The organism is Polymorphobacter sp. (genome assembly GCF_048007885.1).
In the GTDB taxonomy this organism is placed as follows: Bacteria; Pseudomonadota; Alphaproteobacteria; order Sphingomonadales; family Sphingomonadaceae; genus Sandarakinorhabdus.
On sequence record NZ_CP180346.1, the window covers coordinates 1913035 to 1933422 of the forward strand.

21 protein-coding genes and 1 tRNA gene are annotated in these 20388 nt (G+C 66.5%); 10 read left to right on the forward strand and 12 right to left on the reverse strand.

Features of this window, described 5'->3' with window-relative positions:
• Positions 1-22: 22 nt before the first annotated feature.
• Together ACMVO5_RS08990 and ACMVO5_RS08995 are read left to right on the forward strand one after the other, a co-directional pair.
• Entirely contained in the window at positions 23-1552 is a 1530-nt protein-coding gene (locus ACMVO5_RS08990; RefSeq protein ID WP_416907181.1) for an amidohydrolase family protein, read from the forward strand.
• A gap of 9 nt (positions 1553-1561) precedes the next feature.
• On the forward strand, positions 1562-3217 hold the full coding sequence (locus ACMVO5_RS08995) for an NAD+ synthase (protein WP_416907182.1): 1656 nt from the start codon (positions 1562-1564) through the stop codon (positions 3215-3217).
• Between the two features lie 6 nt (positions 3218-3223).
• On the opposite strand, the gene ACMVO5_RS09000 is transcribed toward ACMVO5_RS08995, so the two are convergent.
• Genes ACMVO5_RS09000 through ACMVO5_RS09035 form a run of 8 tightly spaced genes read right to left on the reverse strand, consistent with a single transcriptional unit; the run spans position 3224 to position 12686 of the window.
• Positions 3224-4687 (reverse strand): hypothetical protein, encoded by a 1464-nt coding sequence (locus tag ACMVO5_RS09000; protein ID WP_416907183.1) that lies wholly within the window; start codon positions 4685-4687, stop codon positions 3224-3226.
• Between the two features lie 51 nt (positions 4688-4738).
• Positions 4739-5827: a serine hydrolase domain-containing protein gene (locus ACMVO5_RS09005; protein ID WP_416907184.1), complete on the reverse strand. Its 1089-nt coding sequence runs from the start codon at positions 5825-5827 to the stop codon at positions 4739-4741.
• Between the two features lie 12 nt (positions 5828-5839).
• Positions 5840-7429: a bifunctional phosphoribosylaminoimidazolecarboxamide formyltransferase/IMP cyclohydrolase gene (purH, locus tag ACMVO5_RS09010; protein ID WP_416907185.1), complete on the reverse strand. Its 1590-nt coding sequence runs from the start codon at positions 7427-7429 to the stop codon at positions 5840-5842.
• Positions 7430-7448: 19 nt separating this feature from the next.
• On the reverse strand, positions 7449-9206 hold the full coding sequence (locus ACMVO5_RS09015) for a heparinase II/III family protein (protein WP_416907186.1): 1758 nt from the start codon (positions 9204-9206) through the stop codon (positions 7449-7451).
• Position 9207: 1 nt separating this feature from the next.
• Positions 9208-9867 (reverse strand): ribulose-phosphate 3-epimerase, encoded by a 660-nt coding sequence (gene rpe, locus ACMVO5_RS09020; RefSeq protein WP_416907187.1) that lies wholly within the window; start codon positions 9865-9867, stop codon positions 9208-9210.
• 53 nt (positions 9868-9920) lie between these two features.
• On the reverse strand, positions 9921-10571 hold the full coding sequence (locus ACMVO5_RS09025) for a YoaK family protein (protein ID WP_416907188.1): 651 nt from the start codon (positions 10569-10571) through the stop codon (positions 9921-9923).
• Positions 10571-11824 carry an RsmB/NOP family class I SAM-dependent RNA methyltransferase gene (locus ACMVO5_RS09030; RefSeq protein ID WP_416907189.1) on the reverse strand — a complete coding sequence of 418 codons (1254 nt, stop codon included), beginning with the start codon at positions 11822-11824 and terminating at the stop codon, positions 10571-10573. Before ACMVO5_RS09030 ends, ACMVO5_RS09025 begins: the two co-directional genes overlap by 1 nt.
• A 31-nt stretch (positions 11825-11855) precedes the next feature.
• On the reverse strand, positions 11856-12686 hold the full coding sequence (locus tag ACMVO5_RS09035) for an SDR family NAD(P)-dependent oxidoreductase (RefSeq protein WP_416907190.1): 831 nt from the start codon (positions 12684-12686) through the stop codon (positions 11856-11858).
• Between the two features lie 48 nt (positions 12687-12734).
• Here ACMVO5_RS09035 and ACMVO5_RS09040 point away from each other — a divergent pair, with 48 nt between their 5' ends.
• A complete protein-coding gene (locus ACMVO5_RS09040) occupies positions 12735-12893 on the forward strand; it encodes a DUF1674 domain-containing protein (protein ID WP_416907191.1) in 159 nt (52 codons plus the stop codon).
• A 3-nt stretch (positions 12894-12896) separates the two neighbouring features.
• Here the strand turns inward: ACMVO5_RS09040 and ACMVO5_RS09045 are convergent, their stop codons facing one another.
• Entirely contained in the window at positions 12897-13874 is a 978-nt protein-coding gene (locus ACMVO5_RS09045; RefSeq protein WP_416907192.1) for an NAD(P)H-dependent glycerol-3-phosphate dehydrogenase, read from the reverse strand.
• Complete coding sequence (gene tsaD, locus ACMVO5_RS09050) at positions 13871-14911, reverse strand: tRNA (adenosine(37)-N6)-threonylcarbamoyltransferase complex transferase subunit TsaD (RefSeq protein ID WP_416907193.1); 1041 nt, start codon at positions 14909-14911, stop codon at positions 13871-13873. Before tsaD ends, ACMVO5_RS09045 begins: the two co-directional genes overlap by 4 nt.
• A gap of 44 nt (positions 14912-14955) precedes the next feature.
• Between tsaD and ACMVO5_RS09055 the strand changes: the two genes are divergently transcribed.
• Both ACMVO5_RS09055 and ACMVO5_RS09060 read left to right on the forward strand, forming a co-directional pair.
• Complete coding sequence (locus tag ACMVO5_RS09055) at positions 14956-15900, forward strand: alpha/beta hydrolase (RefSeq protein ID WP_416907194.1); 945 nt, start codon at positions 14956-14958, stop codon at positions 15898-15900.
• 82 nt (positions 15901-15982) lie between these two features.
• Positions 15983-16534 carry a glutathione peroxidase gene (locus ACMVO5_RS09060; protein WP_416907195.1) on the forward strand — a complete coding sequence of 184 codons (552 nt, stop codon included), beginning with the start codon at positions 15983-15985 and terminating at the stop codon, positions 16532-16534.
• Here the strand turns inward: ACMVO5_RS09060 and ACMVO5_RS09065 are convergent, their stop codons facing one another.
• A complete protein-coding gene (locus ACMVO5_RS09065) occupies positions 16535-16726 on the reverse strand; it encodes a hypothetical protein (RefSeq protein WP_416907196.1) in 192 nt (63 codons plus the stop codon).
• A 102-nt stretch (positions 16727-16828) separates the two neighbouring features.
• Between ACMVO5_RS09065 and ACMVO5_RS09070 the strand changes: the two genes are divergently transcribed.
• The 4 genes from ACMVO5_RS09070 to ACMVO5_RS09085 all read left to right on the forward strand — a co-directional run bounded on the left by ACMVO5_RS09070 (position 16829) and on the right by ACMVO5_RS09085 (position 19143).
• Positions 16829-16903, forward strand: a tRNA-Thr gene (locus ACMVO5_RS09070).
• Between the two features lie 80 nt (positions 16904-16983).
• On the forward strand, positions 16984-17628 hold the full coding sequence (locus ACMVO5_RS09075; RefSeq protein ID WP_416907197.1) for a polysaccharide pyruvyl transferase family protein: 645 nt from the start codon (positions 16984-16986) through the stop codon (positions 17626-17628).
• Positions 17552-18133, forward strand: coding sequence for a polysaccharide pyruvyl transferase family protein (locus tag ACMVO5_RS09080; RefSeq protein WP_416907198.1), 582 nt, complete (start codon positions 17552-17554; stop codon positions 18131-18133). Before ACMVO5_RS09075 ends, ACMVO5_RS09080 begins: the two co-directional genes overlap by 77 nt.
• A complete protein-coding gene (locus ACMVO5_RS09085; protein ID WP_416907199.1) occupies positions 18133-19143 on the forward strand; it encodes a glycosyltransferase family 2 protein in 1011 nt (336 codons plus the stop codon). The genes ACMVO5_RS09080 and ACMVO5_RS09085 overlap by 1 nt, the downstream gene beginning before the upstream one ends.
• Before the next feature lie 162 nt (positions 19144-19305).
• Here the strand turns inward: ACMVO5_RS09085 and ACMVO5_RS09090 are convergent, their stop codons facing one another.
• Positions 19306-20016, reverse strand: a complete 711-nt coding sequence (locus ACMVO5_RS09090; RefSeq protein ID WP_416907200.1) for a hypothetical protein — start codon at positions 20014-20016, stop codon at positions 19306-19308.
• Positions 20017-20142: 126 nt separating this feature from the next.
• Here ACMVO5_RS09090 and ACMVO5_RS09095 point away from each other — a divergent pair, with 126 nt between their 5' ends.
• Entirely contained in the window at positions 20143-20388 is a 246-nt protein-coding gene (locus ACMVO5_RS09095; protein WP_416907201.1) for a twin-arginine translocase TatA/TatE family subunit, read from the forward strand.

Genomic DNA, 20388 nt, shown 5'->3' on the forward strand with positions numbered 1-20388 from the left:
TGATGGGTGAAGGGGAGTCTGCATGGCCTTAAGAAACCTGCTCGCAGCTGCGCTGGCGCTGGCGCTCGGAGCGCCACTCGCCGCACAGATGCAGCCGACGCCAAAGGCGAGCTTCGGCGCGGGGCCCTATGAGACACTGGTCATTCGCGGGGCCACGGTCATCACCGGAAATGCCGGGCCACCCTATGGCCCGGCTGACATCATCGTGAAAAACGGGCGAATCGCCGAGATCCGCAGTGCCGGCACGCCGGGGCTGGCAATGGCGCAGAATCGGCCACCGCAAGACGCCACGCGCGAGATCGACGCCACCGGCATGTATGTGCTGCCCGGCTTTGTCGACATGCACGGCCACCAGGGCGATGCGCAGAAGATGCCCGACCCGAGCTATGCCTTCCGGCTCTGGCTCGCGCACGGCGTGACGACGATCCGCGGCAACCCGCTCTATGGCGGCAATGCCGCGCGCGCCCTCGAAGAAAAGCGTCTGGCGGCAAGAGGCGAGATCGATGCACCGCGCATCTTCGCCTACCAGACGCTTGGCTCGGGCTGGGACGGCGGGCGCGTCCAGTCTCCCGAAAAAGCGCGGGAATGGGTGCGCTGGGCCGCCAGGGCCGGCATCGACGGGATCAAGTTCTTCAACCGCGGCGACGAGACACCGGCCATCGTGCGCGCGGCGATCGACGAGGCCAAGACGCTGGGGCTGGGCACGGTCGCCCATTTCTATGGCCATTTCGAATCGATGCTCGACGGGCGCCGGGTGCAGGACACGCCGGCCGACTATAATTTCAACAATGAGCAGCAGCGCTTCGGTGGGATCGCCGAGATCTGGGACCAGATTCACCCGCCCGGCGGGCCGGAATGGCAGGCCTATCTGAAGGCCCAGCTCGCCACCGGCGTTGTCTTTGACCCGACCTTCAACATCTACTCCGCCTCGCGCGACCTGATGCGCGCGAAAAATGCAGATTGGCATGTTCGTTACACCCCCCCGGTGCTGCGTAACTTCTTCCTGTCGAACCGGGACAATCACGGCAGCTATTTCTTCGACTGGACCAGCACCAACGAAGTGACATGGCGCAATTTCTATGGGCGCTACATGCGGCTCATCAATGATTACAAGAACATGGGCGGACGAGTGACAACCGGCTCCGACCCCGGCTTCATCTGGCAGAGCTGGGGGTTCGGCTATATTCTCGAGCTTGAGATGCTGCAGGAAGCTGGTTTCGCGCCGCTCGAAGTGATCCAAGCCGCAACCATCAACGGCGCGACCACGCTGATGGAGCCCAAGGGCGAGGCCCCTGATTTCGGGCTGATCCGCGTCGGCATGCGCGCCGACATGGTGATTGCGCCGGAAAATCCGCTGGCCAATTTCAAGACGCTTTATGGCACCGGCACCGAGCGGCTGAACGACGCGACCAACCGGCAGGAGCGCATCGGCGGCATCCGCTGGACGATCAAGGACGGGATCGTGTTCGATGCGCCGGCGCTGCTGGCCTCGGTGGCGCGCGACGTGGCGGCGGCAAACGCCGCAGTTGCCGACCCGGCGCCCGCCCCCTAAACGCGCGGCATGACCAAGCGTCTCACCATCGCCCTTGCCCAGCTCAATTCGCGCGTTGGTGATCTTGGCGCCAACATGGATGCGATTCTGGCCGTTCGCGCCGCGCACGGCGACGCTGACCTGATCGCCACGCCCGAGCTGAGCCTGATCGGCTACCCGCCTGAAGACCTTGTGCTGAAACCGGCGCTGGTCGAAGCCGCAGCGGCGACGCTGGAGCGGCTGCGCGCCGCCAGCGAGGACGGCGGCCCGGCGATGCTCGTCGGCCTTCCGTGGCGCAAGGACGACAGGCTGCACAATGCAGCCGCGCTGATCGACGGCGGCAAGGTCTCGCTCAGCCTCAAGCACAAGCTGCCCAATTACGGGACGTTCGATGAAGCCCGGGTGTTTGCGCCCGGCCCGTTGCCTGGCCCGCTGGCGTTTCGCGGTGCCCGGCTGGGTGTGGCGATCTGCGAGGATATCTGGTTTCCCGATGTGCCCGAATGTCTGGCAGAAACCGGCGCCGAGCTGCTGCTGGTGCCCAATGGTTCGCCGTTCGAGATGGGCAAGGTGGACCGGCGGCTTTCGGTGGCGGTAGCGCGGGTGGGCGAGACCGGGCTGCCGCTGGCCTATCTCAACCGTGTTGGCGGTCAGGACGAGCTGGTCTTTGATGGCGGCGGCTTCGTGATGAACCCTGACCGCACGCTGGCCGTTCAGCAGCCCGACTGGACCGAGGACGTGGTGGTGACCCATTGGACCCGCCCGACGTTCAGCGGGCATTTCACCTGCGCGCCCGGCCCGCGCGCGGTGCTGGAAACTGACCTTGCCGCCATCTGGCAGGCGATGGTGATGGGCCTGCGTGACTATGTGAACAAGAACGGCTTTCCCGGCGTTGTGCTGGGGCTTTCAGGCGGCATCGACAGCGCGGTTTCAGCCGCCGTGGCGGTCGATGCGCTGGGGCCTGACCGGGTCTGGTGCGTGATGCTGCCCTCTCCCTACACGGCCGACATCAGCCTTGAGGAAGCTGCCGAGACGGCGAAGCGGCTCGGCTGCCGGCTCGACACAGTGCCGATCGGGCGGGCGATGGCGGCCTTTGAGGCGATGCTGGCGGACAGTTTCCGGGGCAAGCCGGTCGACACCACGGAAGAGAATATCCAGTCCCGCATCCGCGGGCTGACGCTGATGGCGCTTTCGAACAAGTTCGGCCCGATGCTGCTGACCACGGGCAACAAGTCGGAGATGTCGGTCGGCTATGCGACCATCTACGGCGACATGGCGGGCGGCTATTCGGTGCTCAAGGATGTCTACAAGACGACCGTGTTTGCGCTGGCGCGGTGGCGCAATGCGCAACACCCACGCGGTGTGATGGGGCCTGAAGGCATGGTGATCCCCGAGCGCACCATCACAAGGCCGCCATCAGCTGAGCTGCGCGCCGACCAGAAGGACGAGGACAGCCTGCCGCCCTATGACCTGCTCGACCGGATCCTGATCGGGCTGGTGGAGCATGAGCGCGCCGCGCGCGAGCTGGCCGCGGAGGGAATCGATCCGGCGCTGATCGCGCGCATCGAGCGGCTGCTGCATCTGGCCGAATACAAGCGGCGGCAGGCGCCGCCGGGCGTCAAGATCAGCCACCGCAATTTCGGGCGCGACCGGCGCTACCCGATCACCCATGCCTTCCGCACTGCCTGAACCGGCTCAGGCAACCTTGGCCAGGGTCGGCGCGCGCTCGTCAGCGGCGCTGACGACCAGATTGCCGATCGCATAATCCACAAGCTCGGGCAGGAAATCGAGCGGCACGCCGCGGAACCGGCAGCCGGCGACAATTTGTTCGATGATGAAGCGCGGCTGGAAGGCGGCAAGCTCAAGGCCATGGGCCTCGGTGAGCGTCTTGATGATGCCGCTGACGACCGGATCGGTCAGCCGCTCGCCAAGGCCATGTGCGCGGGCGACGCCGGCGAAGATGCGCCGCCATGTCTCGGGCGCGGGCGCGCCGACTTCGAGCTTGTAGGGAATGCGGCGCAGGAAGGCGGGGTCCATCAGGTCGGAGGGCGCGAGGTTGGTGGACAGGATGACGACGGCTTCGAAGGGCAGCTGGAAAGACTTGCCCGTGTGCAGCTTGAGATAGTCGACCCGGTTTTCGAGCGGCACGATCCAGCGGTTGAGCAGCACCGTTGGCGAGACCAGCTGGCGGCCGAAATCATCGATCAGCAGACAGCCGCCAGACGCCTTGATGTGCAGCGGGGCGACATAGAAATTGGCCAGCGGCTCATGCTTCAGATCGAGCATTTCGAGCGTAAGCTCGCCGCCGGTGACGATGAAGGGCCGACGGCAGGCGACAAAGCGCGCGTCCGCCTCGTCGCGGTGCAGGCCGCCGTCGAGCAGCGAGGGCGCCTCGCCGAGCACCGGCTGGTGCACATCGGGGTCGAACACCTGCATGATCTGGCCTTCGACAGCAACGGCATGGGGAATATAGATGATCTGCCTGAACACCCGTTCCAGCCGCTGGGCGACCGACGTCTTGCCGTTGCCGGGCGGGCCATACATCAGCAGCGCGCGGCCACTGCACACCGCCGGGCCGATCTGGTCGATGAAGCTGCGCGGCACCTCCAGCCCCTCAAAGGCCTGCTGCATGACCTCGACATTGACCGCCTCATTGGTGATCTTCTGGCGCTGGAGCCAATGGGCATAGACATCGAGCGGCACCGGGGCGGGGCCGACATATTGCGACCGGCCGAGTGCTTCCTGGGCGCGGCGCTTGCCGGCGTCGGTCATCTCATAGCGCATCGCCATGGCGCCGCCGCTGCTGCCGGCAAGGCCGAGCAGCTGGCCGCGCACGGCGAAATCGACAAGATCGGACACGACCTTGGGCGGCAGCCTGAGCGCGGCCGAGAGTTCGGCCAGCGTTTCGACGGGCCGCGTCGTCATCGTCTTGAGGATCAGGTCGACGAGCGATTTCTCATCAATCCCGGTCTCGCGTGCGCTCAGCGGCTCGGGCGGGACGGCATCGATGAAGGCCGCCAGCGCGTCGGCATCGACAGCGCCCATGGCAACGAGGTTCTGCCCCAGCCGGCCCCCTTCGCGGCGCTGCCGACCGATGGCGGCCGACACGTCCGCCGCGCTCACCAGCCCTGCTGCCACCAATAGCTCGCCGATCCGCATGCCCTGCCCTCATGGTTCCTCCCATGAATTAACGGCCGCAGCAGTGGCGGGCTAAGCGTAGATGGCGCGCTCGGCAGCGCGGACGACGGCAAGGGCCGCCGGATCGGCGAAGGGCAGATGCTGCATCATCACGATCGCGCCAAGGCCGGCGGTGGCATCGACCCAGAAATAGGTGTTGGCGATGCCTGTCCAGCTGAGGCTGCCTGCCGAGCGCCCGTCCGACCCGGGTTCGGGGTTGATCAGTGTGCCCAGCCCCCAGCCGCAATGCTGGCCCGGCAAAGGGTCGAACGGTTGGGCCAGCCAGGGAGAGACCGAGGGCAGCAGGCCCGCGCGCAAGGCGCCGACCTGATTGGTGGCAAAGGCCTTCGCCATCTCGGCCGAGAGCATCCCATCGCCTCCGCGCAGCAGCATCTGCACGAAGCGGGCATAATCGGCCACCGGGCCGGCGAGGCCAGCGCCCCCGGGGATGAACTCATGGCTTTCATCGTAGAGCGAAAAGGCAGGAAAGGGGGCCATGACGCCGCCTTCGCCGCGGATGAGCAGTGGCACATCGCCGGCGCCATAGCGGGTGTCATGCATGCCGAGCGGCGCGAGAATTTCCCGCGTCAGCCAGACGTCCAACGGCTCGTCGATCACCGCCGCCATCGCCAGCGCCGCCCAGTCGGTGGAGACGCCGTAAGCCCAGCCGCTGCCCGGCTCGAACAGCAGCGGCATGGTGATGCTGTCGAACGTGCCCGGCACCGGCGGGGTCCTTCTCGCCTTGCCGACCTCGGCCTGCACATGGTCATAGCCAAAGCCTGAAGTATGGGTGAGCAGGTGCCGCAGGGTCATTGGCGTGGAGGCCGGGGTGAGGATTGGCGTGTCACCCTCGAAGCCGACGAGGATCTGCGGTGCGGCAAGGGCGGGAAGCACAGCGCCCAGCGGCGCATCGAGCGCAAGACGTCCCTGTTCGACGAGCTTCAGCGCGCCGACCGAGACGATCGCCTTCGTCATCGAGGCAAGGCTGAAGCGCGCATCGGCAGCGTGGCCGAGCGCCACCTGCGCGCGCACCCCGTCCGCATCGACGACCATCGCCACCACGCCGGGGATGCCGGTGCCTTCGAGGGCACGCCGAAGCGCAGTTTCAAGGCGGGTCTGCATGGGCGTATCTCCTCAGTGCCGGAAATGGCGCATGCCGGCGAAGACCATGGCCAGCCCGCGCTCGTCGGCAGCGGCGATGACCTCGTCATCCTTGATCGAGCCGCCGGGCTGGATGATCGCGGTCGCGCCCGCATCGGCGGCGGCGAGCAGGCCGTCGGGGAAGGGGAAAAAGGCATCGGACGCAACCGCCGAGCCGATGGTGCGGGGGCGTTCCCAGCCCCAGCGCTCGGCGGCATCCTCGGCCTTGCGCGCGGCAATGCGGGTCGAATCGAGGCGGCTCATCTGGCCCGCGCCAATGCCGGCGGTGGAACCTCCCTGCGCATAGATGATGGCGTTCGACTTGACATGCCGGGCAACGGTCCAGGCGAAGAGCATGTCCGCCCATTCGGCGTCGCTCGGGGCGCGTCTGGTCACCACCTTGCAGTCAGTCTGGGTGACGCTGCCATTGTCGCGGGTCTGGACGAGCATGCCGCCGCCGATCTGGCGCAGCGCGAGGCCCGTGCGGCGCGGGTCGGGCAGGCTGCCGGTGAGCAGCAGGCGCAGGTTCTTCTTTTTCGCAAAGACGGCGCGGGCGGCATCATCGGCATCGGGCGCGATGACGACCTCGGTGAAGATGTCGGTGATCGCCTCGGCCGTCGGGCCATCCAGCGGCGCATTGACCGCGATGATGCCGCCAAAGGCCGAAACGGGATCGCACTCGAACGCAGCCTTGTAAGCGGCGGCCAGCGTTTCGCCCGTGGCGACGCCGCAAGGATTGGCATGCTTGATGATGGCACAGGCAGGGCCAGCATCGCGAAACTCGGCGATCAGCTCCAGCGCACCGTCGGCGTCGTTGAGATTGTTGTAGCTCAGCGCCTTGCCCTGCACCTGATGCGCCGCCGAAATGCCGCCGCCGCCGCTCTGCGGCAGGTAGAGCGCTGCCGACTGATGCGGATTCTCGCCGTAGCGCAGCGTTTCGGCCCGCTTAAGTGCGAGCGGCAGCATGGCGGGGAAGGTCTCGCCCTGATCAGCCACGGCGAACCAGCTGGCGACAGCGGCATCATAGGCCGCGGTATGGGCATAGGCCTCGGCGGCGAGGCGGCGGCGAAGCGCCAGCGGCGTGCCCCCCGCATGCTCGGCAAGTGCGGCGAGAAAGCCCTCATATTGCGCCGGGTCGGTGAGGATGGCGACGGCCGCATGGTTCTTGGCGGCCGAGCGGACCATGGCCGGACCGCCGATATCGATATTCTCGATGATCTCGTCGCGCGCGGCCCCCCGGGCAACGGTCTGGGCAAAGGGATAGAGATTGATGACGGCGAGATCGATCGGCGCAATGCCGTGCGCGGTCATCGCCGCCTCATGCTCGGCATTGCCGCGCACACCGAGCAGGCCACCATGGACGCGCGGATGCAGCGTTTTCACCCGGCCGTCCATCATTTCCGGGCTGCCGGTCAGCTCGGAGACATCGCGCACCCGGTGTCCCATGGCGCGCAGCGCCGCCGCCGTGCCGCCGGTGGAGACCAGCTCGACGCCATGGGCGACAAGGGCGGCCGCAAGCGGCTCAAGGCCGGTCTTGTCCGAAACCGAAAGCAGGGCGCGCTCGATGCGCACGATATCCGTCATTCCATCATCCTTCTCATGGTCATTTGCCAGCGCGCCTGAAGCTCCAGCCGATGGTCGCGCGGCCATTCTCGGTCTTGCCTGAAATCACCAGCTGCTGGGTTTTCGCCATCACGCCATCGGGCCCGATCCACAGGCTCGGCTCGATGGCGACGGTGGTGCTGCCGCCAACCTTGGCCTTCATCGCCCAGACGCGGCCATTGGCCAGCTTGAGCAGCGCGCCAGTGCCGTCGGCCGTGGGCGTGGCGGCGATGTTGGTGCCAAGATGAAAGCGAACATCAAACGCGCGGGGCGTGCGCCGCTTGAGCAGTCCGCTCGCGGCATGGTCGATGATGTCTTCGCCGCGCAGATCGAGGCCATCAGGCGCGAGCCAGAGCCGCCGCGCCACGGTCAGGCCGAAGCGGCGCGCATAGCCGTCATGGCTGGCTTCGAGCCACAGGCCGTCACCGCTCGATCTTTGCTCGACGCTGACCGTCTCGACCCCCAGCCCGAGCGTGCCATCTTCGCGGATGCGGGTGCTGTTGGTGTCGGCGATGACTAGCGTGCTATGGGCGGCCGTGGTGCGCAAACCGGCGGCGAGCGGGCCAGGCAGCAGGCTCGCCAGCCCGCGCACGCCCCCGCAATTGGTGATCAGCCGCTGGTCGCCGTCGCTCATCTCGAAGGCCAGCGTGCCGGCATGGCCTTCGGGCGCCAGCCGCGCCAGCGCCGGCGGGCCGGCATCGACGACGATCACCGTCTTGCCAGCGCTGAGCCGGTGATAGCCCGAGCCCTCGCCGCCGTGGTTGAGGGCGGCGCCGCTTGGCGCCTGGCGCGCCAGGCGATCGAGGATGGCCGGCGCAATGGCAGCACTTCCAGCCCAAGCGCCGATGATGCCATCGCCCAGCGCCATGCCACGCAGACCCGGCACCAGCCGCGCCAGCGCATCGGCGAAAGCCAGCGGCGGGCGGCCCCCCACGGCCTCGGCGGCCGCGCCGGCGTGCAGCAGCAGGTCGGCCAGCGCCAGCGCATCGCAGGGCGCGCGGCTGGCCACTCCGCCGTCGGGCATAACCAGACGGCCGAGCAGCGCTTCAAGCCCGGCGAGCGCCCGGGCGGCGCGCGATTCGCCGCCGGGGATGAGCAAGCCTGCCGCCCACAGGCCAGCGAGCGCCGTCGCGCGGCCGAGACCCTCGGGCAGGCGGCCGGCAGCGCGGTCAAGGTGGCGCGCCCAGGTGGCCATCGCCGAGAGCAGGCGGGTACGATAGTCCTGATCGGCCGAAGACAGGATGATCGGCGCATGGCCGAGTGCCATCAGCAGCCGCTGGCCGGTCACATCGGCGCGCCAGGCCTGAGGTTCAAAACTTTCGAACCGTGCCAGCCAGCGCACGACCAGCGGCTCGGCCACGGCTGCTGCCGCCTCGATCGGCTGGCGAAGCGCTGCAAGATCGCGCAGCCAGAGCCAGCTGTCGGCCCATTGGCGCCAGCCCAACGGATGCGAGGGCGCAGCGAAATCGAGATCGCGCGTCATCGCGGTGTGGCCGGCGTGGATCAGCCGGCCGGCGACGATGCGCTCGCCGATCACGGGATTGCCAGGCACCGGGTCTGCGGCCACGCCAACCAGCTTGAGCGGATGCTGTCCACGCAGCCGCAGCGCATGGAGCGGACTGGCATAAAGGCTGGCGGCAAGCCGCGCGGTCAGCCGTTCGGAGAGCGACAGCCCCTTGTCCCCGCCGAGCCGCTGCAAGGTGCGGCGCTGCTCGTCAGGGGTCTCGGCGGGCGGTTTCGGGTCGGAAGCGCGGGCCACGTCAACCCCGCAGCCGGGCGATATTCTCGGCATAGTGGCTGGCCCCGCCGCGGAAGGTGGCGGTGCCGGCGACCAGCACATCGGCACCGGCGGCGACGGCGCGGCGGGCGGTTTCGGGATCGATGCCGCCATCGACTTCGAGATCGATGGCCTTGCCGGTCTTGTCGATGGCCTTGCGGATCGCCTCGATCTTGCGCAGCTGGCTGTCGATGAAGCTCTGCCCGCCAAAGCCGGGATTGACGCTCATCACCAGCACGAGATCGACGTCTTCCAGGACATAGTCGAGCATCTTGGCAGGCGTGGCCGGGTTGAGCGAGACGCCCGCCTTCTTGCCGAGCGCCTTGATGCGCTGGAGGCTGCGATGAAGATGCGGCCCGGCTTCGGGATGCACGGTCAGGATATCCGCGCCGGCTTCGGCAAAGGCATCCAGATAGGGATCGGCGGGCGAGATCATCAGATGCACATCGAGCGGCAGCGTCGTGTGCGGGCGCAGCGCCTTCACCACCATCGGGCCGATGGTGATGTTGGGGACAAAATGCCCGTCCATGACATCGACATGGACATAATCGGCTCCGGCGGCGTCGATGGCGCGCACCTCCTCGCCCAGCCGGGCGAAATCGGCGGACAGGATTGAGGGCGCGATGCGGACCGGCTGTTGCATGGCCTGTCCCTAGCAGCGCCGCGCGGCGCGCTCCAGTGGGATGCGGGGGAAAATCAGCCCGGCTGTAGCGACGTTGCCAATCGCCGCACCACCATGGCCATCAGGACCACGGCGACGACTGCCACCCACAGCGCGCGCGGGCCCCAGGCGAGGCTGGCGAGCGCGCCCAGCGTCGCGCCCCCAAGCATGGCCGCAAAAAGGCCGAGCGGCGCCAGCCAGCCCCAGCGGTCCCCGCCATGAAGCGCGGTCGCGATGCGCTTGCCCAGCCGCACCAGCGCGCCGGTGAGATAGGTGAGGCCGACCTTGACCTCGCCGTCTTCGGCGAAGGCGGTGTTCTTGGCGCCCATGGCAGCCGCAAGCAGCAGCACGGCCGGCACCATGGTGCCGCTCGAGAGCAGCGCTGCGGACAGCGCCATCAGCAGCGCGACCAGCCTCAGCACGGCATAGGCCTGCATATCGCCAGCAGCCCGGCCAACCGTGGAGCCCAGAACAACACCGGCCACGAACGACGCCAGCAAGGCCGCGCCGAGCAGGGCATTGTCCAGCACGCCGGCCAAGCCGAGCCCGAGCTTGGTGACATTGCCGCTCATGAACGACACGAACAGCCCGCCGGTGCTGATCCAGCCAACCGCATCGGTGAAGCCCGCTGCCATGGTGAGGCCGAGCGCCACGCGCCAGATGCGGGGATCTTCAAGCCGCGCCATCAGTCCGCCAGCTTGCGAAAACGCGCGATGAAGAAGCCGTCCAGCCCGCCCTCGGCTTCGAGCTGGCCAGGCAGCGTGCGGACCCAGCCTTCGGGCGTGGGGACGAGGCCTACGGGCAATTCCTCGGCCGCAATCGGCGCGCGCGGCAATCCGGCGATGATGCGCTCGGCGATGCGCTCGCCCTCGCGCGGATCGAGCGAGCAGGTGGCATAGACGAGCGTGCCGCCCGGTTTGAGCCAGCTCGCGGCACGGCGCAGCAAGGCGGCCTGCAACAGCGTTAGCGGCGCGAGGTCTCGCGCGCCCTTCAGGTGCAGCACATCGGGATGGCGGCGGAAGATGCCGGTGGCCGAGCAGGGCGCGTCGAGCAGGATCCGGTCAAACAGCCGCCCCGGCTCCCAGCGCAGCGCATCACCCGCCTCAAGCCGGGCGGAGAGACCCGTACGGGCCAGATTTTCGGCCACGCGCGCCAGCCGCGCCTCGGAGACATCGAGCGCGGTGACCTCGGCCCCGAGGGCGGCCAGCTGCATCGTCTTGCCTCCGGGCGCGGCGCACATATCGAGCACGCTGTCCCCGCGCTGCGCTCCGAGCAGGCGCACCGGCAGCGAGGCGGAGAAATCCTGCACCCACCAGTCGCCCTCGGCAAAGCCGGGCCAATCGGTGAGCGCGCCAAGCTCACGGTCCCGAGGCACACGCAAATGGCCCGGCGCAAGGCTGGTCGCGCCCAGCGCCTCGGCCAGGCGCGCGGTGTCGGCAGGTTCGCGCAGGGCAAGATCCGTGGCCGGCTCATGGGCCAGCATGCGGCTGGCCGCGTCGGCAACATCCGCACCCCAGTCCATCGCCCAGCGCACGGCAAAAAGATCGGGCAGATGCGGCGCGTCGGCCAGGCGCAGGTCACCGCGCAGCAAGGTTCCCAGAACACCGTGAACGAGGCGGCGCGGGCCACCCTCGACCAGCGGCAGCGCCGTCGAGACAACGGCATGGGGCGGCGTATCGAGCTTCTGCCAGCCCGCCAGCGCGATGCGCAGCACCATGCGGGCGCGCGAATCCTCGGGCAGCCGTTTCGCGGTGGCCGAATCGATCATCACGTCGAGATCGGGAAGCCAGCGCAGCACGGTGGCGGCGAGGTTACGGGCCAGCGCCCGGTCCTGCGGCAGCCGCACATCACTGAGCGCACCCTCCAGCGCCAGTTCAAGCGGCGTGCCGCGGCCGAGCACGGCCATCAGCAGCTTCAGTGCGGCGCGGCGGGCGGGCACGCCTGCGGTTGGTTGCTCTGCGCCCGAGGGCCTATGTCTGGCGATTGCCGCCTCCCAAAAATGCACCCAGCCGCCGGGCGTGACTGACCGGAAAGAACCGCACCATCCAGTCGATCAGCCGGGCATCGGGGCCGATGAGCACCCGGTGCTGGCGTCTCTCCATGCCGCGCACGATGGTTTGTGCGGCGGCTTCGGGCGTGGTGCGCGCGGCTTTCTCGAATTCGGCGGCCGGGTCAAGGGCCGGGTCGGTGCCGGGCATGGCGGCGATGTTCTCGGCGTTCCTTGCAACATTGGTCTTGATGCCGCCCGGATGCACGCGAATGACGGTGATCTGCGGGTCGGTCTCGCCGAGTTCGAGATAGAGCGCCTCGGTCAGGCCGCGCACGGCGAACTTGCTGGCATTATAGGCGGACTGGGTGGGATAGCCCATCATGCCGAACACCGAGGAAATGTTCACCAGCCACGCCTGATCGCGCTGGCGCAGGTGCGGCAGGGCCGCGCGGCAGCCTTCGACCACAGCGTCGAAATTGACGCGCATGACCAGATCGAACCGGTCCTTCGGGCAATCGGCGAAGGGCGCCACAATCGTCAGGCCGGCATTGTTGATGAGGCCATCGAGCTGGCTGAATTCAGCAGCGGCCCCGTCGATGAACGCCTGAAGCGCCGCCGTGTCGGTCACGTCAAAGGCGCTCGACCAGACATGGGCATTGCCGAGCATGGCGATGGTTTCGGCGAGGCCCGCTTCATCACGGTCAGCAAGCGCAAGACGGGCACCGCGGCCAGCCAGCGCCAGCGCCAGCGCGCGGCCGATGCCGCTGGCCGCACCGGTGACCGCAATGACACGGCCTTCAAGGATGCTCAATGGTCGCCCCCCCTTTTCGCGGGCCGACGATCGGCCTAGCTATGCACCATGACCGAGAAAACACCCCCCGCGCCAGCCCCCGAAACCGACAAGAAGGGCGATGCACCCGCCAAGGCCCCACCGGCCAGGGAAATCGGCGGCCGCGACGGGCTGGACCCGGTCCGCTACGGGGACTGGGAAAAGGGCGGCATTGCCGTAGATTTCTAGCCGCTATTCGGCCCTGAGCGGCCGGGCGAGCAGGGCATTGACAGTGTCAGTCAAGGACGCGCCGTCCAGGAGTTCAGCAACTGCGCTGGCAATCGGCATGTCCACGCCGACAGCGCGGGCGGCGGCCACCAGCACCGGCGCTGTGGCGGCACCTTCGGCCACCGTGCGGGCATTGGCAAGCAGCTCGGCCGCCGGCTGGCCCCGGCCAAGGCCGACGCCAAGGCTGAAGTTGCGGCTATTGGTCGAAGTGCAGGTCAGCACCAGATCGCCCAGCCCCGACAGGCCGGCGAGCGTTTCGGGCCGCGCCCCGCGGGCCACACCGAAGCGCTGCATTTCGGCAAAGCCGCGCGCAATCAGCGCAGCGCGGGCATTGAGACCGAGGCCTGCGCCTTCGACAACACCGCAGCCGATGGCCAGCACATTCTTCACAGCACCGCCGATTTCCGCGCCGACCACATCTTCGGACTGGTAGAGCCGCAAATGGCCTCGCACGAGGCGTTGCACTAGCGCCGCGCCCAGCTGGTCATCCTCGCAGGCCAGCGTGGCTGCGGTCGGCAAACCGCGCGCTACTTCAGCGGCGAAGGTGGGGCCGGATAGCACGGCCAGCGGCAGGTCGGCGACGTCACGGACGACTTCGGCCATCAGCTTGTGGCTGCCGGCCTCCAGCCCCTTAGCGCACAACACAAGCGTCGGCCGGCGCGCCAACGGGGCGGCGGCGAGCACGCGGCGAAGATGCTGCGCCGGCGACACGACCAGCCAGACATCGGCGGCCGCCAGCGCCCCCAGATCCTCGCATGCGCACAGCCGGGGCGCCAGCTTCACGCCGGGCAGAAAAGCGCGGTTCTCATGCAGTGTGTTGATGTCGGCCACGACCTGGGCTTCGCGCGCCCAGAGCAGCACATCTTCGCCCATCGGACCATCGGCCATGGTCTGCGCCAGCGCCGTGCCCCAGGCACCGCCCCCGATCACCCCGATGGTCATGCCTTTGCGCCCGCGCCGCGCACCGGCTCGGCGGTGGGATCGAGCGGCCAGCGGGCGCGCGCCGGCGCATCGAGCTGATCGACCTGACCCAGCTGCAACCGTTCGATACCAGCCCAGCCGATCATCGCCGCATTGTCGGTGCAGAGCCAGGGCGGCGGCGCGACGAAGCGGCGGCCATGCGCCTCGGCCAGCGCCGAAAGCGCGGCGCGGATGTGAGCATTCGACGCCACCCCGCCGGCAACGACCAGCGGCCCTTCGGCACGGGTCAGCGCGCGGGCGGTGCGGTCGACCAGGCAATCGGTGGCGGCGTGCTGAAAGGAAGCCGCCATGTCGGCCTGCGCCTGCGCATCAGGCGCCTCAAGCGCCGACCAGCCGCGCAGCACCGCCGACTTCAGGCCCGCAAAGCTGAAATGCGGTTCGGCGCTGCCAACCAGCGGGCGCGGCAGAGGAAAGCGGGCCGGATCGCCGGCCCGCGCGGCGCGCTCGACGGCCGGGCCACCGGGAAAGCCAAGGCCGATGACCTTGGCGGATTTGTCAAAGGCTTCGCCCACGGCATCGTCGATGGTGGTCGCAAGCCGACGATAGCGGCCGACGCCTTCGACCGCGAGCAGCTGGCAATGGCCGCCGGACACGAGCAGCAGCAGATAGGGGAAATCGAGCGCCGGATCGGCCAGGCGCGGCGAGAGCGCATGGCCTTCGAGATGATTGATCGCGATCAGCGGCTTGCCCGCCGCCATCGCCAGCGCCTTGCCGGTGACAAGCCCGATCATCACCCCGCCAATCAGCCCCGGCCCCGCGGTGGCGGCAATCGCATCGACATCCTCCAGCCGCGTCCCGGCTTCGGCAAGCACGGTCGCGACCATCGGCGTCAGCCGCTCGACATGGGCGCGCGCGGCCAGCTCGGGCACCACGCCGCCAAAGGGGATGTGCGCCTCGTCCTGGCTGGCGATCCGCTGCGCGCGGACCTGCCGACCTTCATCGACCAGCGCCACCGCCGTCTCGTCACACGAGGATTCAAGGCCGAGAACCAGCATCATATCCCCATAGCGATGGGCGCGCGCCGCTGCTAGGCTTCACCATCATGACGCCGGACGACACACTCCACCCCGTTCTTGCCGAGATGCTGCGCGCGGTGCCGCGCCTGCCGGCCGGCAGCCAGACACCCGCCGAGGCGCGCGCTGCGATGAAGACGCGGATGGCGCCGCTGGTGGCCGGCTTTGCGCCGAAGGGCGCCGTTTCGGACCATCTGATCCCGACCAGCCATGGCGGCATCAAGGCCGATCTGCCGGTGCGGCTGGTGCGGCCGAACGGCGCCGATACGGCGCTTCCGGTGATCGTCTTCTTCCATGGCGGCGGCTGGGTTGTTTGCGACAATGACACCCATCTGCCCATGGCCGATGCCCTCGCGGAGGCGAGCGGGGCGGCGGTGCTGATGGTCGACTATGCGCTGGCGCCCGAAGCGCCCTTTCCCGCAGCGATAGAGGACGGGCGCGCCGCTATCGACTGGCTGGCGGCGGCCGGCGCAGATCTGGGCCTCGACGCCGCGCGAGTGGCGCTGGCTGGCGACAGCGCCGGCGGCAATCTGGCCGCCGTGATGGCGCGGGACAGTCGCGACCGGGGTGTGGCCGGGCTGCGCGCGCAATATCTCATCTATCCCGCTATCGACCTGCCCGACCCGGCACGACATGCGAGCTATGCCGACTGCGGCGCATACGGGCTGAGCGGCGAGGACATGGCCTGGTATTGGAGCCTTTATGCCGGCGGCGCCACGCCGGGCCCCGACCTGCTGCCGCTGATGGCCGATCTGGAGGGTCTTGCACCAGCGCTGGTTCATACCGCGCGCTTCGACGTGCTTCGAGACGAGGGCCATGCCTATGCCGCCGCATTGGCGCGCGCCGGCGTGGAAGTCAGCGCAAAATGTTGGCCGGGGATGATCCATGGCTTTCTCTCGATGCGGGGCATGGTCGATTCGGTCGATGTGGCGATCGGAGAGGCAGGGGCCTGGCTGCGCGTGCGGCTGGCATGAGCTGCGACATGCGGGCGCGCCCTTTGGTGCTTGCGGGCCGGCGTGCTAAGCGAAATTGGAGAGTTCGTCAGGAGAGCCCATCATGTTGAAGCCGTTCGTTGTCGCCGCCGCTGCGGCGCTCACCATTGCCGCCTCGCCGGCCGGGCCGCAATCGGCCTTTCAGATCACCACCAAGACCATCGATGGCAAGCCGATGCCCTGGTCGCAGTTCAAGGGCAAGGTGCTGCTGGTGGTTAACACCGCGAGCTTCTGCGGCTTTACCCCGCAATATGAAGGGCTGCAGAAGCTGCAGGACGAATATGCCGCCAAGGGCTTCACCGTCATCGGCGTGCCGAGCGGGGATTTTGGCGATCAGGAATATGATGATGCCGGCAAGATCAAGGATTTCTGCGAGGCGACGTACCGCGTGAAGTTTCCGATGACCGAGAAGTCTGTGGTCAAGGGCGCCAAGGCGGCGCCTTTCTATCGCTGGGCTGCCGATACGCTGGGCAAGGACAAGGCGCCGGCGTGGAACTTCCACAAATATCTGGTGGGCCGCGACGGCAAGCTGATTGCTTCGTTCCCATCGAAGGTGACGCCGCAATCGCCTGAGCTGGTGGGCGCGCTTAGCGAAGCGATTGCTGCCAAGAGCTGATTAGTCAGGCTGCTCGGTTTTTGGGGTGGGCGTGATGTCGGCCTGCGCAGCGGCGCTGTCGTCGCTGCGCGGATCGCCTGGCGTGAACAACGAGCGGCTGAGCGCCTTGCGGCGAGCGAGGTTGGCGCGAAGCGCGGCGGCGAGCCGGGCTTCGCGGTTGGCGGTTTCGCCGGTCTTTGGTTTTTCTGCCATCACGGGCTGATAGCGCAGGCGGGGCCGGCCGGCCAGCTTGACACGCCGCCGCCCCTCGCCCATAGGCCCGCCCTCATGGCGGTCGCGCCATGGAATGGTTATGCTGCCGTAGCTCAGTGGTAGAGCGCATCCTTGGTAAGGCTGAGGTCGGGAGTTCAATCCTCCCCGGCAGCACCATTCACTTCCCAGATCCTCGTGTGGAGCGGGACCTTCCGCTTGCGCATAATGAAGGGCGGATTTGGGCGCCTTCGGGGTAAATGACCGCTGTGAAAGTTGCGATTCTCACCCAGCCCCTCGCCCATAATTATGGTGGCCTCCTGCAAGCCTATGCCTTGCAACATTATCTGAAGTCACTTGGCTGTGAGGTGCAAACGATCGACAGGCGTGTTTCCGCTCAACCGGGGCCGACCATCATCGATCAGCTTTGCAACCTGATGAGGTTGGCACTGGGCAGGATCAAGTCGATGCCCACCAAGGCCCGGGACGCCGAAATGTGGCGGAAGCTGGCGGCTTTTCGCGACACGCACCTATCGATATCGCCTGAGCTAATGAGCGAAGAAGCGCTGCGGCAATATTTTCAAAATGTCGATTTCGACGCGGTTGTCGTGGGCAGCGATCAGGTTTGGCGACCACGCTATTCGCCAAGCCTTTTAAATTTTTATCTGAATTTTCTTAATGATATCAATAGTCCTGCAAAGCGGCTGGCGTATGCGGCCTCCTTTGGTGTCGATGATTGGGAGTATCCCGATGAGCTGAGCGACGCTTGCTGGCGCGCTGGCAAGACGCTTCGATGCCGTTTCAGTTCGGGAGAAATCGGCGGTTGCGTTGTGTCGGGACAGGTTCGGCGTTTCTGCGCAGTGGGTTGTCGACCCGACGTTCCTGCTCGACATCGGGGACTATGATCGCTTGATCGCGGCAGCGGATGCTGGCCGAGGCGATGATTATATTCTTACCTATGTTCTTGACTTTGCAGAGGACAAAGCGCGCGCGGCAACCATGGTCGGCGAAACGCTTCAAATGCCGGTTTGGTCGATCAAGCCGCATTTGCCAATCAGCCAGGTGCCGCGTCGTCAGCACAACAGCTGCAGGCTTGTCAGCGTGGAGAGCTGGTTACGGGCATTCAGAAACGCGCGATTTGTCGTCACGGATTCCTTTCATGGCGCAGTTTTTTCAATCATCTTCAATGTACCATTCATAGCTGTTGGCAACACGGCCCGAGGGATGGCGCGTTTCGAGTTGCTGCTCGAACAGTTTGGGCTGAAGGAGAGACTGGTGGTGGATACCAGTGCGCTAACGTCGGCGCTGATCGCAACCGAGATCGACTGGCCCAAGGTCAACCAGAGGCGGCAAGCGCTGGCTGCAGAGGGGCGGGCCTTTTTGGCGCGCCACCTATCGGACATAAGCTGATGGCATCGCCGCCTAAAGTGTCGGTTATTGTGCCTGCGTATAACGCCGCATCCACGCTGGCTGCGAGCATCGACTCCCTGCAACGCCAGACATTGAACGAGATCGAGATTGTCGTTGTCGATGATGCCTCAACCGACGAGACGAACCGCATCATCCACAGTTTGGCGGCGGCGGATGCGCGGATCGTTGCGCTGCGCCTTCGGCAGAATGCGGGCGTGCACGAGGCGCGACTGGCGGGCATGAAAGCCTGTCAGGCGCCGTGGATCGGCTTTCTGGATGCTGATGATTTTGCAAGGCCGGCAATGTATTCGACCATGTTGGAGGCGGGCCTCGAGCACGCTGTCGACATCGTGATGTGCGGATCTGACCGCGTGACGGACGCACGCGTGCCTATCGCGCCAAAGCAGCACTTTGGTGAATCCAGGCGGATCGAGGCGGATATATTCAGACGGCTCTGCACGTGGGAGTTTGGTACCGGGTCGCTTTGGAACAAGCTGTTTCGTCGCTCGGTCATAGCGCCGTGGTTTGACCTTCATTTTCCTTGGAAACAGTCAATCAACGAAGACCTTTTGCTGAATATCGGGTGTTTCTCGAAAGCCAATTCAGTGTATCTGTTACGCGATGTGCTGCACGAGTATGTGCGGTCCGAGCGGAGCGTAACGAGTATTATCTCGCCAACGCAGGCATTTACCGAAACCTTTCGCGCCTATGCCCTTGCGGTCTCGTCGTTTCAGCATCTTGGTGACGCGGCATTGTCAGATATCATTGACCTTTACCGCCTGCAGCTCAATGGCGAGTCCTGTCGGGTCGATCGTTCAGCGGCGCTCGGCGCACATCGCGATGAGCTTGAGGCGGCAGTGACAATGCTGTTCCGGTCCAATCCTCAAGCATTGGCGGCCATTACCGCGCGCGGGGAACCCGCCACAGTAAGCGGTCACGAGGCCTTGCGGTCGCTCTACAAGGCGGTCCGCGGGCGATTTCGGAGTGCGGGCGGGCGCAAGGGGCCATAGTGGCGTTCCATGGCCTGGATCTGCACATCATTTTGGCCGCCTGTCACATTCTCGATGCTGAGCATGGTCTGCTGACTTCCGGGCCAGACGGTGCAATGAAAGCGGTTTGATGTGCGAACATGTGAGCTGCCACGCAGCCTCGCCATCCAGAAGAACCAAACATCATCGGCTGTGGGACAAAGCGAGCTGAACAATTGGCTTTGGACCACGTCCTTGTGAAGCGTGTCGGGGGTAGAGCGTCCCCGCACCCCCCGTAGGAAAGAGCAATTTCGAGGGACCCGTGGCTATCTGGCTTTGGGTGTCGAATTCCCAGTTGATATAGGGAATGAACCGACCATTTTCGTCCAATCTGGCCATATGGGCCCGCGCTGAAACGATTTTCGGGTCTTGAGGGTCGAGGCTTTCGACGAGAGTGGCGAGCCAGCGCGGTGGATAGTAGACGTCGTCATCTGCGGTCACGAGAAAAGCATCGGGAAACGCCAAGAGCGCTGGGACGAGCTTTTTGTAGGATCGCATTTCGATGCTGCCGCGAATCTCCAAACCATGTTGCTCCAGCGCGCGCACATCGTCCGGAAGCGCGTCCATATCCTCATGCGTGATCCACAGCACAAGGCGGTCGGCGCGCATCGATTGATCGAGCAGGCTCTTGATGGTGTTTGCAAGCATCGGGAAGCGCGGGGGGTAGGAGGTGAGCGTGATGATCAGCGGCGCTGGCAAGCGGTGGTCTTGTTGTGATTTGACTCGCGGAAAGCCGGCAACGGCGCGGACAGCGGCGCGGAGGCGAAGTTGCGCAGCGATGTGGAGGCGATGTCGGTTCAGGCGGCGCGCAAAACGCCGGACGATGCCCTCTTTCCTCGAAGCCTTATTACTCACGAACCCCACCCTTCTGCGCTCGGCTGACCCTGTTTCTGATCAGACGACGGATGCATCCGCTGCACTGGCGCCGGGCCACCGAAGTCTGTAAACACGCTTTGTCTGACGTCATACAAGGTAATTGTCATGGGCTCCTTCAGCCTCATTCACTGGGCCGTACTCATCCTCGTTGTCATCCTGCTGTTCGGGCGGGGGCGGATTTCCGATCTCATGGGCGATCTGGCCAAGGGCATCACCAGCTTCAAGAAGGGGCTGGCCGATGAAGACAGCACACCAGCAGCCAAGTCACCGCCCGCCCAGCTGACCGACAGCAAGTCGGCCGGGTCGGGTGCGCCGAGCGGGACGCCGAGCGCCGACGACGCACGGCGCTAA

What these genes read in the sequence shown, in the direction of transcription:
- ACMVO5_RS09095 (WP_416907201.1), top strand. Translation starts at nt 20,143, where the DNA reads ATGGGCTCCTTCAGCCTCATTCACTGGGCCGTACTCATCCTCGTTGTC.
- ACMVO5_RS09075 (WP_416907197.1), top strand. Translation starts at nt 16,984, where the DNA reads ATGACCGCTGTGAAAGTTGCGATTCTCACCCAGCCCCTCGCCCATAAT.
- ACMVO5_RS09025 (WP_416907188.1), bottom strand. Translation starts at nt 10,571, where the DNA reads ATGGCGCGGCTTGAAGATCCCCGCATCTGGCGCGTGGCGCTCGGCCTC.
- ACMVO5_RS08990 (WP_416907181.1), top strand. Translation starts at nt 23, where the DNA reads ATGGCCTTAAGAAACCTGCTCGCAGCTGCGCTGGCGCTGGCGCTCGGA.
- purH (WP_416907185.1), bottom strand. Translation starts at nt 7,429, where the DNA reads ATGACGGATATCGTGCGCATCGAGCGCGCCCTGCTTTCGGTTTCGGAC.
- ACMVO5_RS09040 (WP_416907191.1), top strand. Translation starts at nt 12,735, where the DNA reads ATGACCGAGAAAACACCCCCCGCGCCAGCCCCCGAAACCGACAAGAAG.
- ACMVO5_RS09000 (WP_416907183.1), bottom strand. Translation starts at nt 4,687, where the DNA reads ATGCGGATCGGCGAGCTATTGGTGGCAGCAGGGCTGGTGAGCGCGGCG.
- ACMVO5_RS09065 (WP_416907196.1), bottom strand. Translation starts at nt 16,726, where the DNA reads ATGGCAGAAAAACCAAAGACCGGCGAAACCGCCAACCGCGAAGCCCGG.
- tsaD (WP_416907193.1), bottom strand. Translation starts at nt 14,911, where the DNA reads ATGATGCTGGTTCTCGGCCTTGAATCCTCGTGTGACGAGACGGCGGTG.
- rpe (WP_416907187.1), bottom strand. Translation starts at nt 9,867, where the DNA reads ATGCAACAGCCGGTCCGCATCGCGCCCTCAATCCTGTCCGCCGATTTC.
- ACMVO5_RS09055 (WP_416907194.1), top strand. Translation starts at nt 14,956, where the DNA reads ATGACGCCGGACGACACACTCCACCCCGTTCTTGCCGAGATGCTGCGC.
- ACMVO5_RS09005 (WP_416907184.1), bottom strand. Translation starts at nt 5,827, where the DNA reads ATGCAGACCCGCCTTGAAACTGCGCTTCGGCGTGCCCTCGAAGGCACC.
- ACMVO5_RS08995 (WP_416907182.1), top strand. Translation starts at nt 1,562, where the DNA reads ATGACCAAGCGTCTCACCATCGCCCTTGCCCAGCTCAATTCGCGCGTT.
- ACMVO5_RS09085 (WP_416907199.1), top strand. Translation starts at nt 18,133, where the DNA reads ATGGCATCGCCGCCTAAAGTGTCGGTTATTGTGCCTGCGTATAACGCC.
- ACMVO5_RS09045 (WP_416907192.1), bottom strand. Translation starts at nt 13,874, where the DNA reads ATGACCATCGGGGTGATCGGGGGCGGTGCCTGGGGCACGGCGCTGGCG.
- ACMVO5_RS09060 (WP_416907195.1), top strand. Translation starts at nt 15,983, where the DNA reads ATGTTGAAGCCGTTCGTTGTCGCCGCCGCTGCGGCGCTCACCATTGCC.